Below are 13404 nucleotides of genomic sequence, written 5' to 3' on the forward strand. Positions count from 1 at the left end.
CGCCGTCGGCGCCGAATGCCCGGCTGGGCGCGCGCTCGGCGAGGCGGCCGGGGTGTTCAGGCCACGCCGGGGTCGGACGTCTGCTTGGGAGCGGCCTGCACGTCGTCGATCTTGTACTGACGCGCCGCCGCGACCGGCACCGACGGGTCGATCTCGCCGTCGCGGGCCAGCGCCTCCAGTACGGCCACCACCTGCGACTCCGCGTCGGTGTTGAAGAACCGCCGCGCGGCCGGGCGGGTGTCGGAGAACCCGAACCCGTCGGTGCCCAGCGTGACGTAGGTGCCGGGCACCCACGGCCGGATCTGCTCGGGCACCCCGCGCATCCAGTCCGATACGGCGATCACCGGCCCGGTCGTGCCTTCCAGCGCCTTGGTGATGTAGGGGACGCCGGCCTCCTTGTCGGGATGCCGCAGCTGAGCCCGCTGAATCGCCAGCCCGTCGCGGTTCAGCTCACCCCAACTGGTCACCGACCACACGTCGGCGGCGACATCCCACTCGGCGGCCAGCATCTCGGCGGCCTTCACCGCCGACGGCATCGCGACCCCCGAGGCCAGGATCTGCGCGGTGTTGGTGCGTCGCTCGGGCGCCGCCTGATAGCGGTAGATCCCGCGCAGCACGCCCTCGGGATCCAGGTTGTGCGGCTCCGGCGGCTGGACATAGGGCTCGTTGTAGATCGTGATGTAGAAGTAGATGTTTTCCGGGTTCTGGCCGAACATCCGCGCCAGTCCGCTCTCGACGATGTAGGCGATCTCGTAGGCGAACGCCGGGTCGTAGGAGACCACCGCCGGGTTGGTGGCGGCCAGCAGCAGCGAGTGGCCGTCGGCGTGCTGCAGGCCCTCACCGGTCAGGGTGGTGCGCCCCGCGGTGGCCCCCAACACGAAACCGCGAGCCATCTGGTCGGCCGCGGCCCACAGGCCGTCACCGGTGCGCTGGAACCCGAACATCGAATAGAAGATGTAAAGCGGGATCATCGGCTCGTTGTGCGTGGCGTACGAGGTGCCGGCCGCGGTGAACGACGCCGTCGAACCGGCCTCGTTGATGCCCTCGTGCAGGATCTGGCCGACTTCACTTTCCTTGTACGCCAACATCAATTCGGCGTCGACGGCCGTGTAGAGCTGGCCGAGGCGGTTGTAGATCTTCAGCGAGGGGAACCACGAGTCCATGCCGAATGTGCGGGCCTCGTCGGGAATGATCGGCACAATGCGCGGGCCAATCTCCTTGTCCCGCATCACTTCTTTGAACGTGCGCACCAGCGCCATCGTGGTGGCGACCTCTTGGTGCCCCGAGCCCTTCTTCAGTGGGGCGTAGATGTCGCGGCTGGGGAGCTTGAGCGCCTTGGTTTTCGTCGGGCGCTCGGGCAGGAAACCGCCCAGCTGGCGGCGCCGGTCGAGCATGTAGCGGATCTCGGGGGCGTCGGGCCCGGGGTGGTAGTAGGGCGGCAGGTAGGGATCTTCCTCCAGCTGAGCGTCGCTGATCGGAATCCGGATGGCGTCGCGGAAGTACTTAAGATCTTCTATCGCAAGCTTTTTCATCTGGTGCGTGGCGTTGCGACCCTGGAAGTGCGCGCCCAGCGAGTAACCCTTGATCGTCTTGGCCAGGATCACCGTCGGCTGTCCCTTGTGGTCGGCGGCGGCCCGGTAGGCGGCATAGACCTTGCGGTAGTCGTGGCCACCGCGCTTGAGGTTCCAGATCTCCGAGTCGGTCATCGAATCGACGAGCGCCTTGGTGCGCGGGTCGCGGCCGAAGAAGTGGTCGCGGACGTAGGCGCCGTCGTTGGCCTTGTAGGTCTGGTAGTCGCCATCGGGCGTGGTGTTCATCAGGTTCACCAGTGCGCCGTCGCGGTCGGCGTGCAGCAGGGCGTCCCACTCGCGGCCCCAGACCACCTTGATGACGTTCCAGCCGGCGCCACGGAAGAACGACTCCAGCTCCTGGATGATCTTGCCGTTGCCGCGGACCGGGCCGTCGAGGCGCTGCAGGTTGCAGTTGATGACGAAGGTCAGGTTGTCCAGCGCCTCGTTGGCGGCCACCTGGATCAGGCCGCGGCTCTCCGGCTCGTCCATTTCGCCGTCGCCGAGGAATGCCCACGCGTGCTGATCCGAGGTGTCCTTGATGCCACGGTCGTGCAGGTAGTGGTTGAAGCGGGCCTGGTAGATGGCGTTCATCGGGCCCAGGCCCATCGACACCGTCGGGAACTCCCAGAAGTCGGGCATCAGCCGCGGGTGAGGGTAGGACGGCAGACCGCCGCCGGGGTGGCTGTGCTCCTGGCGGAAGCCGTCGAGCCGGTCGGTGGTCAGCCGGCCCTCCAGGAACGCGCGCGCGTAGATCCCCGGGGACGCGTGGCCCTGGATGAAGATATGATCGCCGCCGCCGGGGTGCTGCTTGCCGCGGAAGAAGTGGTTGAAGCCGACCTCGTAGAGCGAAGCCGATGACGCATACGTCGAAATATGGCCGCCTACACCGACTCCGGGCCGCTGAGCCCGGTGCACCATGATCGCCGCGTTCCACCGGATCCAGGCCCGGAAGCGCCGTTCAACGTCCTCGTCGCCGGGGAACCAGGGCTCCAGCTCGGTCGGGATCGAGTTGACATAGTCGGTCGACGTCAGCGCCGGAATGGCGACACGCTTCTCCCGCGACCGTTCCAGCAACCGCAGCATCAGGTAGCGCGCCCGTGCCGGACCCGAGCGCTCCAACAGCTCGTCGAAGGATTCCAGCCACTCCGAGGTTTCCTCGGGGTCGATGTCGGGCAGATACGACGCGACTCCGTCCCGGATCACCCGGACGCGATCGGGTTCGCTTCCGTTGCTTGGGGTTTTGGCCAAATCGTGGCGCGCGAACTCGGTCGTCAACGCACTACTCCTACTGTCGGCGGTTTCCTGCATGCGTGTTCGTCTTCCTATCGTGCCGTACCGGCGCCTCGGGCGGGTAGCCGCAATCGGATCACTGGCGAACATCACTGGTCGACACGCAACGTCGGTGCGTTGAGGGCGCCGCCATTCGCCACCCGGTAACGTCAGAAACCGTGCTCACCGGATGGAAAGTCGTCCCTCGCACGCGCGGGGGGCTGTTCCCCAAGCGCGGCGCGCTGGCGCTCGGCTGCATCGCCACCGTGCTGATGGGCATCGTGGGGTGTACCACCGTCACCAACGGCACCGCCACGCCCGACACGAAGCTAGCGCCGGCCTACCGGCAGTCGGTCTCGTCGTCGGTGTCGGCCTCGATCGCGACGTCGAGTGTCCGGGAGTCCCAGCGCCAGCAATCGCTGACCACCAAGGCGGTGCGCAGCTCGTGCGACTCGCTGGCCACCACCAGCAAGGAAGCCATCGACAAGGTGAACGCCTATGTCGGGGCGTTCAACGGGGGCCGCGGCACCGGCCCGTTCGAGGGCCCGGCCATCGACGCGCTCAACAACAGCGCCTCGACGGTGAGCAACAATTTCAACGATGCGCTGTCGTCGCAGCTGAGGGACGCGTTCAACGCGTACATCGACGCGGCGCACGGGGTGGCGAACGCGATCGGCACCCACGCGGGGACCGGCGAATTCAACCGTCGGGTCGATCAACTCAACGACACCAAGACCAAGGCGCTGAAACTCTGCCTGGCGTCCTTCTGAGGCGGAGTGTCAACCAGCTTCTGGCTGTGCGACGATAATCCCCAATCGCATGGCGCACAGGGTTGTGTTCTTAAAGGAGGTCCACGGTGGTCGCGGCGGATGACGCCTCGAACTACGCTCGCAAGCTGGGCGTCCAACGAGATCAGGTTGTCCAGGAGTTTGGCTGGGACGAGGACACCGACGACAACATCCGCGCTGCGGTTGAGGAAGCCTGTGGCTCGGAGCTGCTCGACGAGGACACCGACGAGGTCGTTGACGTGGTGCTGCTCTGGTGGCGTGACGGCGACGGCGACCTGGTGGACACCCTGATGGACGCCATCAGCCCGCTGGCCGAGGACGGCGTGATCTGGGTGTTGACGCCCAAGACCGGCAAGCCCGGCCACGTGCTGCCCGCCGAGATCGCGGAGGCGGCTCCGACCGCCGGCCTGATGCCGACGTCGTCGGTCAACCTGGGGGACTGGAGCGCCAGCCGGCTGGTGCAACCGAAGTCGCGCGCCGGGAAGCGTTAATGCTGCCTGTCGGGACGACAGCCCCCGATTTCACTCTGCGCGACCAGAATCAGCAGCGCGTCACCCTGGGCAGTTATCGCGGCGCCAAGAACGTTCTGCTGGTGTTCTTCCCGTTGGCATTCACCGCGATCTGCCAGGGCGAGCTGGACCTGATGCGCGATCGTCTGCCCGACTTCGAGAACGACGACAGCGTCGCTCTGGCGATCTCGGTGGGACCGCCACCGACACACAAGGTTTGGGCCACCCAAAGCGGGTTCACCTTTCCGGTGCTGTCGGACTTCTGGCCGCATGGCGAGGTCAGCCAGGCCTACGGGGTGTTCAACGATCAGGCCGGCTACCCCAACCGCGGCACCTTCGTCATCGACCGGTCCGGGCTCATCCAGTTCGCCGAGATGAAAGAGCCCGGCGAGGCGCGTGATCAGCGACTGTGGACCGACGCGCTGGCGCCGTTGCGGGCCTGAGGCTTTCGACTCTTATTCGGCGGCAGACAGCGCGTCCATCAGTGCGTCGACGTTGAATTGGGGTTGGATTCCCGCCGTCCCCGTGAGGCCAGACGCGGGGGCCGCCGCGGGTGCCGCGGCCAACGCGCTCGATGTACTGGGAGCGACAGTATGGGGTGGCGGTGACGAGGCCGGTGCTGGTGTTGATGGTGGCTTCGACGCCGGTGCTGGCGGCGGTGACGGCGCCGCTGGGGATGGTGAACCCGCCCGACCCAAAGTAGGGGCCGTTGACGAAGATTTGGCCGCTCGTGAACTCGTACTGGGCCACCAGGATGTAGACCCCGCCCGCTTGGACGGTGCCCGTTTGTCCGGTGGCCAGGTTTATCCATGTGACGTTGGTGTTGGCCGTGAACGTGGCGCCATAGGTGCTGGTGACGGGGTAGCCGGGGGTGATGGTGACGGTCGAGCCGGGCTCGAGGGTGGCGCCGCCGGGTGCGATGTTGGCGGTGGCGCCATTGGGCAGGGGCGGGTCGACGAGGCCGGCCTGCTGCGTGACGAGGCTTTGGGTCAGGGATTGGGTGCGGGCGCTGGTCGTGTCGGCGGTGGTTTGGGCCAGGGAGCGGGCCTGCTCGTCTTGCCCGGCTTCGTTGGTGGTCTCTGCGGTGGTTCGTCGAACGACTGCAGCGTGCTGGCCGCCGCGGCGTCGGCGGCGTAGCCGTACATGGCGGCGGCATCTTGGACCCACATCTGCAGGTACTCGGCCTCGCAGGCCGCGATCGCCGCGGTGTTCTGTCCGAAGAAATTCGTGGCGATCAACGCCATCAACAGCGCGCGGTTGGCCGCGATCACCGGCGGCGGCACCGTCATCGCAAACGCGACCTCGTAGGCAACGGCCGCCGCATACGCCTGGGCGGCCGTGACCCCGGCCTGCGCGGCTGCGGCCTGCAACCACGCCACGTAGGGGGCGGCCGCACCGGACATCGCCACCGACGACGGGCCGAACCAGGTCAGACCGGTCAGCTCCGACACCGACGAGGCATAGCCGGCCGCAGAGGATTCCAGCTCGGCGGCCACCGCAGCCCAGGCCGCGGTGGCGGCCAGCAGCGGCCCCGATCCGGACCCGCATAGATCAACCCCCGGGGGCAGCAACCCGAAATCCATTCCGACCTTGCTTTCGTTACGACATGGCCACGCGGTCGCCGACCAGTGTCAACAGAACCGACGACGGTACGATCCGGAACGGACTACTGCACTTTTCGCCCGGGTCAGCGAACGACTACTGCAATCACGGCCGAAGGTTTGGGTGGCAGCGCCCCCGGCAGGTAACCTGCTGCGGGTCCCTTTGGTTCCAAGGGCGCGTAGCTCAGTGGTAGAGCTCTGGTTTTACACACCAGCGGTCGGCGGTTCGATACCGTCCGCGCCCACCAGGATCGGCCAGCTGCATCCGATCGACCGCGTGGTATGTTCGGCGGCGTGAATATCGTCGTGCGCGCGCATTGGCGCTTTATCGTGGCTCCGGGTGGGGCCGTGAACCGAGCGTCTGGCTGACGCGAGCGCACGACCGATACCCGGAGCCCAGCAGTGACCACAAGGTCGCTGCTTTTTTCATCTCGGGGCATCGGGAACCAGGGTCGTGCCGCGAGAGCAGCACAGGAAGGCACACCCTCCCCATGTCGATCACCACCAACCGTGTCGTGACAACGGTCGATACCGCGGACCGTCGAATCATCTCGATGCGAGAACTCCCGGCGCCGAACGTGATTCGCGCCGAACTACCGTTGAGGCCCGCGCTGGCTGAGGCGGTCCAGCATGATCGCGACGAAATCGCCGACATTTTGACCGGTCGCGATGATCGATTGTTGGTCGTGGTCGGGCCCTGCTCGGTGCACGATCCAATCGCCGCGCTCGACTACGCGCGGCGCCTCGCACCATTGGCCGCCGAGACCCGCGAACGGCTGAAAATCGTGATGCGCGTGTACTTCGAGAAACCGCGCACCACAGTCGGATGGAAAGGGCTCATCAACGACCCGGGCATGGACGGCACCTTCGACGTGGAACGTGGCTTACGCACTGCCCGGTCCTTTCTGTTGGATATCGCCGAGCTCGGTCTTCCGGTGGGCTGTGAATTCCTGGAACCGACCAGCCCGCAGTACATCGCCGATGCGGTTGCCTGGGGCGCGATCGGCGCTCGGACCACCGAGTCGCAGATACACCGCCAGTTGGCGTCGGGGTTGTCGATGCCGATCGGATTCAAGAACGGCACCGACGGCAACATTCAAGTCGCGATCGACGGCGTCAAAGCCGCGGCCGCGCCGCATAGCTTCTTCGGGGCCGACAACTTCGGCCGCGTCGCGGTTGTCGAAACCGCCGGCAATCCCCACTGCCATGTGATTCTGCGGGGCGGTTCGAGCGGCCCCAATCACGACGCCGGCTCAGTGTTCACGACAGTCGCGCACTTACGCGAAGCCGGGTTACCCGAGCACGTCATGATCGATTGTTCGCACGCCAACTCCTTCAAGGACCACGTCCGTCAGGCCGAGCTCGCGGTCGAGGTCAGCAGGCGCATCGCCGCCGGCGAACAGGGAATCATGGGGCTGATGCTGGAGAGCTTTCTGGTAGCCGGTGCCCAAAATGACCGCGGCGAACTGGTTTACGGCAAATCCGTGACCGATCAGTGCATGGACTTTGCCACCACGGCCGCCTTGCTGGCGAGCCTGTCGGAGGCGAAAGACTCGGCCCGCGGTTCGCGGTAGCGCGTGCGTTACGCTCCGCCTGCCGTTGAGCGGTTGGCGCGGGGCCGCCAGGAGAGGGGTGGATATGTCGGTCGAAGGAACGAAGTGGTTCCGGGCGTTGCGGGCGGCGCCGACCAATCGCGCGGTGGTGGTGTGTTTTCCGCCCGGCGGGGGATCGGCAGGCGCATACCGGGCGCTGGCGCAACAATTCGCGCAGGGGATCGCGGTGTATGCCGTGCAGTATCCCGGGCGCCAGGACCGGCTGGGTGATCCGCTTGTCACGAGCATCGCCGAGCTCGCCGATTACGTCACTGCGGACCTGCTGGGTTGGGGTGCGGTGCCGAACTTGGCGCTGTTCGGGCACAGCATGGGCGCAACGGTGGCATTCGAGGTCGCGCGCCGGCTCCAGCGCAAAGACCGTGATCCGGTCCGATTGTTCGTATCCGGCCGGATCGCGCCGGACGCCCCCTACCCGGGCCGCTTGCATGCGGGGCCAGATGCCGACCTGATATCGGACTTGGAACGCCTGGCCAACGATCCGTCCTCGGTGGCGGTGTTACGCGCCGAGCCGGCGCTCGCTGAGCTGGTGCTGCCGCCGCTGCGGGCCGACTATCAAGCGGTGGAGACTTATGTCTTCGAGGCCGGGGACAGACTTCGGTGCCCGGTATCGGTGATGCTTGGGGACGCCGATCCCACGGTCACGATCGAACAGGCCGAGGGCTGGCGGGCCCACACGGACGGGGAGTTCGACGTGACCACTTTTCCCGGCCGACATTTCTACCTCGACGAACACGTCTCCGAGGTCGCGGCCCACCTGGCCTCGCGGTTGGGCTGAACTCGTCACGCGGATTTCAGTTCAGCTCGGCGAGGGCCTTGCGGGCGGCTTCCAGTTCGGCTTCCAAGGCGGCAACCTTTGCGGCCTGCTGGGATCGCGCCTCTTCGATCACCTCGTCGATCGGAATGGCGAGGTCCTCGTGCAGCTCCTTGGCCGCTCGGGAAACGGCAGCGGCGGCGACAGCGAGATTACGGGCCAGGTAGCTGGTGCCCTGCTTGAGACTCGCATGCCATTCACCGTCGGCGGTGCCGGTGACTGTGAGGACCAATTCGAGAGTCTTGGTTTTCTTGCCGGCGGCCTTCTTGGCCGGGCTTTTCCGGGGTGTGTCGTCGGCGGAAGTGTCAGCGATTGCCGCGTCGGGTGCCGGAGTACTCCTCGGCGACGCGGTGTCGACAGAAGGAATCGAAATGTCGGGAGCGTCGGTGTACGGCGTTTCTGCTGCCATGGTGTCTACGGTCATCGTGGTGGCCATCCCCTCCTGAAAAGTGCCCCGCAGTGCGCGGGCCGGACTGAGCGGCCATTAGAACACACGTTCGACACGCGATGGTCCAAGGCATACGGCGTGGCGCCGTGGCGACCGAAGCCGTGCGGCGCTGGTGCGCCGTGATTAGCCCACGGCGTCACAGGGATCTGTCTGCCAACGCGATGAGAGCTTGCGCCGCATCCTCAGGTACCGACATGTCTAATCCGGTCAGTTTCTTAAACCGCCGCAGCCGTTTCATCACGGTATTGCGATGGCAGAAGAGTGTCGCCGCGGTGCGGGAGATATCCCCGGTTCGGGAGTAGGTCCGGACAGTCATCAGTAGGTGGTGTCGTTCAGGTTCGCTGAGAGCGTCGACGCTTTGCAGCACGCTGTCGATGAATTGCGGCATCCGAGTGCGCAGGCCTGCGCCGGCCATCAGGCTCCAGACATCAGACATTGCCGCGGGGCCCGCGAAGTTGGGCGGCAGCACAAGCGCGATCTCGCAGGCTACCCTCGCGGCGTGACGCACGCCCTGCAAGCCCAGGTGAAGAGGGGCAATTCCGCAGGCAACGTGGGCGAGTGCTGCGGCATCGGCGCTGCAACGCCATCCCTCCGGGACACCTAGCAGGGCAGCGCCGTCCGTCGGGGGCGCTGACCAGAACACAACCGTGCAGACACCCCACGTGTGGCTGTAGGCATGGCGCTCTTGTCTGCGCAATTGTTCTGCGAAAGAGCGTAATGATTCGTCGTTGGTGATCGGAGCCGCCGCCACCCAGAGCCGACTGTCCACGGGGATCGACAGAGCTGTGCTGGCGCGAGCCGTAAGTTCGGGTGGCTCGGGATCGTCGGAAAGTAGCAGGGCCACAAAGGATTGCTTGCTCATCGACTTCTTTTCGGCCATGAGTACTCGTTCATCCATGAACGCGCTGTGAATACGGCCGGCGAAAGAGTCGACAGCCGTCCAGACGTGCTGAACGTGGACCGCCAGAGTCAGAGCGTCACCTTGTTTTGCAAGCCACAACAGGTGCGACCAGAGCAGGCCGAAGTCCAGGTGGATGGCTGCGGTGAGCTTCTGGCCTTCGACCCCTTGTCGGGCCCGCCGGACACCGACTCGGTGTGGAAAGTCCAGGTCTGAAGCGACAGGTGGTTTGGCCGAACCGGCAGCGGCATGGCGACGCAACTCGGAGAGGAGGAAGTCGAGCGCATCCCTGGATGATTCGCGCAGCTCGTGCGGTTCGACCAATCCTTCGTAGTACAGGTCCCCGCCCTTGATCTCCTGCATGAAGCGGTCCGCGAGCACATCGCGCCACCCATCAAGCTCTCCGAGAAGTTCGAGCCAGCGCGCCGCCGTTGTCACGCGGATGCGATCGACACTCTTCATGAGTCGAATTTAGTAACGGCGTGCTGACATCAACCCATGTCAAATGTGTCTGTCCCGCGATCCCGATCACCGGGTCGGCCTTTCAGCGTCGGATGGGTCGAATTTGGGTGGGGTGGGCTGTAACGAGTGGATCAATCGGTGTTAACGCGGTTTGTCATGGGTTTCCATCGGATATCGGTGGTGGTTGAGGTTTGTGCGGGTTTTCCTGTGCCGGCGAGGCGGGTCCGGGTTGAACGGTTCGGCGGTGTGCATGTGCACACTTCGTTGTCGATAATTGGTTGCTTTCTGTGGTCGTGAAGATTGTGCGTCTTGCTCTAACTTCCTTAACAACCGGCAGTGGCGATTGCCGGGAATGCTTGCGCTGCTGGGTGTGATGGCCCGGCACCGGTCACCGTGGGATAAAGACACCGCACAGGAAAGCGAAAATAACAGTGGCAAGATCACGATGGATAGTAATTGTCGTTCTCTTCGCGACATGGCTAATTTCATACTTCGACAGATCGCTGATCGCGACTGCTCTTCCCTTCATTGGTCACGACTTCGGCCTGTCGTCAACACTGAAAGGGTTTGTCAGCAGCGCATTCTTTATCGGATACGCGGCAGTGCAGATCCCAGGCGGCGTTTTGGCTGACCGGGTGGGTCCCCGCCGGGTCGCATTCGCAGCCGTGCTGGGCTGGTCCATATTCTGTGCGCTTACCGGAGCGGCCGGGAGCATTCTGACCCTGATTACGGTGAGGGTACTGTTCGGTTTGGCCGAAGGGGCATTCTCCCCGGCTTCCTGGAAAGTCCTCTCCATGACGGTAGATGAAACAAACCGCGCCCGGGCTAACGCTCTGATGCTTACATCGAATCTTGTTGGACCGGCTCTGGCGCCGATAGTACTGGTTCCGTTCATTGCATCTATTGGCTGGCGTCCCGCATTCTGGTGCGTCGCTATACCTGGTATTTTTGCTGCTATTGCCTGTTTGAAGTACCTCCCGGCTGCCACGAACGGATTTGATGACAAAGGCAAGGCGCAGAGCGAGGCGCTCCCGATCGCAGCCGAGCCGATCTCCATGCGAAAGGCTCTGATGAACCCAGTGATCGGGAAATTGTTCCTGATATGGGGAACATGGGACATAGCCTGGTGGGGATTCCTTTCTTGGGTGCCTTCATACCTGTATTCCGGGCGATCCTTTTCGCTGGAAAAGACTGGCCTGTTGGCATCTCTCCCGTTTGTTGTTGGCATCGTTGGAATGTTGGTCGCTGGCTATGCCGCTGACCGAATCGCAAAGCGTCGCACAGTTATCATGGTTTGCCTTGCCGGAAACGCCGCCTTCCTTACCTTGCTTGCTTTTGCGAACACCCCAGCCACCGCGATCACGTGCCTGATTGGAGTCGGCTTCTTCCTGCCCGCCATGTACGGGCCGTTCTGGTCACTGCCAATGCAGCTCCTCCCGAGTTCGCTCATGGGCGCGGGCGCGGGGTTGATCAACTTTGCGGGACAGATTGCGGGATTTGTGTCACCGATCGTCATCGGTTACACGGTTGGGGTCACGGGCACGTATACCGCCGGATTTTTGTTCCTCGCGGCGGCAGCCGTCACCTGTTTCCTGATCACCGCAACCCTGCGAGAACCGGCTCGGGAATTTTCGCAAGCAGTCACTGTCAGCAGCGCGCCATGACGAAGCCTTTAAGCGTCCGGACATCGGTTTGTTCATCGCTGGCGGAAATTCACCGGTCGGACCCGGAAATTCAGGCATTCGAAAAGGTCTTTGCCGATGATGCGATGGCGCGCGCTGAGCTTTTTGACGCTGACGCCAGCCCGGGCAAAGAGCCATTGCGCGGGATGACGCTCGGTGTCAAGGATATATTCGAGCTGAGTGGCCGTACCCCGGGCAACGGTAATCGTGCGGCGTTCGAAATGCTCCCTCGCGAAGTCCCTGAGAATGACGCTCCACTGATTCGTCTTTTACGTGAGGCCGGGGCGGTCGTCACAGGCATGACCAGGACGACGGAGCTTGTTTGGTATCAACCAACCCTCACACGAAACCCGCATGATCTCAGCTGTACGCCCGGAGGATCTTCGAGCGGTTCCGCGGCCGCCGTCGCCGCCGGCATGGTGAGCGCAGCGGTCGGGAGCCAGACGAATGGCTCGGTGGTCAGACCTGCCAGCTAATGCGGACTTTTTGCATATAAAGCAGGCTACGGCCGGGTGGACATTACGGGGATGACGCGGATCAGTAAGTCATTCGATCATCTCGGCTTCTTTGCCCGCGATGCGCAGAGCCTGATAAAGCTGGCAGAAGTCGCGGGAAACTTCCGAGTGCCCCATGATATTTCCGGCTATCGCCTTGCCGTCGACATGCAAGATCTCGCCGATGTGGACGACGAGGTGCTGGAAGTGTTTAACACGTATGTAGGGCAACTTCGGGAAGCCGGTCACGCAGTCGAGCGCGTACGACTTCCAGAGTTATTGGCACCCAGAATGTTCGATGCATTCTATGACGTGTTAGCGCCCGAAATCCATCGATTACATGGAAAGTTGCTCGCTCCTAACGTGATTGACAATCTCGGATCAAAGACCATCGAAATTCTGCAGCGCGGCCGAGATACAGCTGGCGCCCAGCAACGTGAAGCCGACAGGACGACGTCGGATATCCGAGCGCGGGTAGATGGCTATTTCGACCAGTACGATGCCCTGATACTGCCCGCGGCAACATCGTCCGCACCGAGATCGCTTACAACTACCGGGTCGCCGGCGTTGTCGACGCTCTCGAGTCTGGCTGGCGTTCCTGTCACGGTCGTACCCGCGGGGCTTGGCCGATCCGGCCTCCCGGTGGGTATCCAGATCTGGGGCCGGTTGGGAGCCGACGAAACTGTCCTGGCGATACTCGCCGCGTTGCCGTCCGATTACATCGAACCGCAGAAACTTGTGCAGAATTCATCCACGGGCCCCAGTTTCTAGGCGGGTAAGCGGTCCCGACAACACCTCAACACCCTTGAGTTCGATATTCTTGCCGCGCCGCCGACGGCAGCGCATTCGCCGGCGCTGGCGCCTATGGCGAACATCTACGGCGCCGAGGATGTCGACCTGCAAGTTCATCGAAGCCCGCTGTCGCGCCGGCAAGGCACCCCACTGGTTCGCGCCAGCGCGGTCGTTCGCGAGAGATCCAATTTCGTTATGCGACAAGCTAATCAGGTGAATATGTTCGCGTGATCCGCCGTTCAAACGATCGTGTGTCGGCATTTTCGGGGCACCACCGCCGCGGCGTTGACCAACTCGCAAGCATGTCCGACGCATGCGGCATTAACCACATCGTTAGTCGAATCGTAAGTGGGGGAGTCCGCTTCGTCTCGCTGGAACAACACCTCCTGTAGGAGCTGACTACAACGCCTGTCATGTCAGGCCTCGAGACACAGTTGACTGTTTCGGCTTCGGTGGTCCGTGACGA

At 63.9% G+C, this 13404-nt stretch carries 10 protein-coding genes, 1 tRNA gene and 1 pseudogene; 8 read left to right on the top strand and 4 right to left on the bottom strand.

Annotated features, from left to right (window positions below; genetic code table 11):
- Nucleotides 1-56: 56 nt before the first annotated feature.
- Nucleotides 57-2846 carry a pyruvate dehydrogenase (acetyl-transferring), homodimeric type gene (aceE, locus tag G6N54_RS00530; protein ID WP_163788082.1) on the bottom strand — a complete coding sequence of 930 codons (2790 nt, stop codon included), beginning with the start codon at nucleotides 2844-2846 and terminating at the stop codon, nucleotides 57-59.
- Nucleotides 2847-3019: 173 nt separating this feature from the next.
- Between aceE and G6N54_RS00535 the strand changes: the two genes are divergently transcribed.
- The 3 genes from G6N54_RS00535 to G6N54_RS00545 all read left to right on the top strand — a co-directional run bounded on the left by G6N54_RS00535 (nucleotide 3020) and on the right by G6N54_RS00545 (nucleotide 4580).
- Complete coding sequence (locus G6N54_RS00535; protein ID WP_163788083.1) at nucleotides 3020-3610, top strand: hypothetical protein; 591 nt, start codon at nucleotides 3020-3022, stop codon at nucleotides 3608-3610.
- 86 nt (nucleotides 3611-3696) lie between these two features.
- Complete coding sequence (locus G6N54_RS00540; protein ID WP_044506655.1) at nucleotides 3697-4119, top strand: DUF3052 domain-containing protein; 423 nt, start codon at nucleotides 3697-3699, stop codon at nucleotides 4117-4119.
- Nucleotides 4119-4580: a peroxiredoxin gene (locus G6N54_RS00545; protein WP_163788084.1), complete on the top strand. Its 462-nt coding sequence runs from the start codon at nucleotides 4119-4121 to the stop codon at nucleotides 4578-4580. Before G6N54_RS00540 ends, G6N54_RS00545 begins: the two co-directional genes overlap by 1 nt.
- Before the next feature lie 546 nt (nucleotides 4581-5126).
- On the opposite strand, the gene G6N54_RS30035 is transcribed toward G6N54_RS00545, so the two are convergent.
- Entirely contained in the window at nucleotides 5127-5720 is a 594-nt protein-coding gene (locus G6N54_RS30035) for a PPE family protein (protein ID WP_372513267.1), read from the bottom strand.
- A 191-nt stretch (nucleotides 5721-5911) separates the two neighbouring features.
- Here G6N54_RS30035 and G6N54_RS00555 point away from each other — a divergent pair.
- The 3 genes from G6N54_RS00555 to G6N54_RS00565 all read left to right on the top strand — a co-directional run bounded on the left by G6N54_RS00555 (nucleotide 5912) and on the right by G6N54_RS00565 (nucleotide 8126).
- Nucleotides 5912-5986: transfer RNA gene (locus tag G6N54_RS00555), tRNA-Val, on the top strand.
- A gap of 243 nt (nucleotides 5987-6229) precedes the next feature.
- Nucleotides 6230-7312, top strand: coding sequence for a 3-deoxy-7-phosphoheptulonate synthase (locus G6N54_RS00560; protein ID WP_163788085.1), 1083 nt, complete (start codon nucleotides 6230-6232; stop codon nucleotides 7310-7312).
- A gap of 64 nt (nucleotides 7313-7376) precedes the next feature.
- On the top strand, nucleotides 7377-8126 hold the full coding sequence (locus tag G6N54_RS00565; RefSeq protein ID WP_163788086.1) for a thioesterase II family protein: 750 nt from the start codon (nucleotides 7377-7379) through the stop codon (nucleotides 8124-8126).
- 16 nt (nucleotides 8127-8142) lie between these two features.
- Here G6N54_RS00565 and G6N54_RS00570 read toward each other — a convergent pair whose 3' ends face one another.
- The gene (locus tag G6N54_RS00570) at nucleotides 8143-8586 is read right to left on the bottom strand and encodes a DUF6319 family protein (protein ID WP_372513268.1); all 444 of its coding nucleotides are present in this window, start codon (nucleotides 8584-8586) and stop codon (nucleotides 8143-8145) included.
- Nucleotides 8587-8746: 160 nt separating this feature from the next.
- Nucleotides 8747-9970 (bottom strand): PucR family transcriptional regulator, encoded by a 1224-nt coding sequence (locus G6N54_RS00575; protein WP_163788087.1) that lies wholly within the window; start codon nucleotides 9968-9970, stop codon nucleotides 8747-8749.
- 431 nt (nucleotides 9971-10401) lie between these two features.
- On the opposite strand from G6N54_RS00575, the gene G6N54_RS00580 reads away from it, so the two are divergent.
- Together G6N54_RS00580 and G6N54_RS30040 are read left to right on the top strand one after the other, a co-directional pair.
- Nucleotides 10402-11634 carry an MFS transporter gene (locus G6N54_RS00580; protein ID WP_163788088.1) on the top strand — a complete coding sequence of 411 codons (1233 nt, stop codon included), beginning with the start codon at nucleotides 10402-10404 and terminating at the stop codon, nucleotides 11632-11634.
- Nucleotides 11631-12917, top strand: a pseudogene (locus G6N54_RS30040) (amidase). Before G6N54_RS00580 ends, G6N54_RS30040 begins: the two are co-directional and overlap by 4 nt.
- The last annotated feature ends 487 nt before the right edge of the window (nucleotides 12918-13404 follow it).

This window comes from Mycobacterium stomatepiae, assembly GCF_010731715.1.
In the GTDB taxonomy this organism is placed as follows: domain Bacteria; phylum Actinomycetota; class Actinomycetes; order Mycobacteriales; family Mycobacteriaceae; genus Mycobacterium; species Mycobacterium stomatepiae.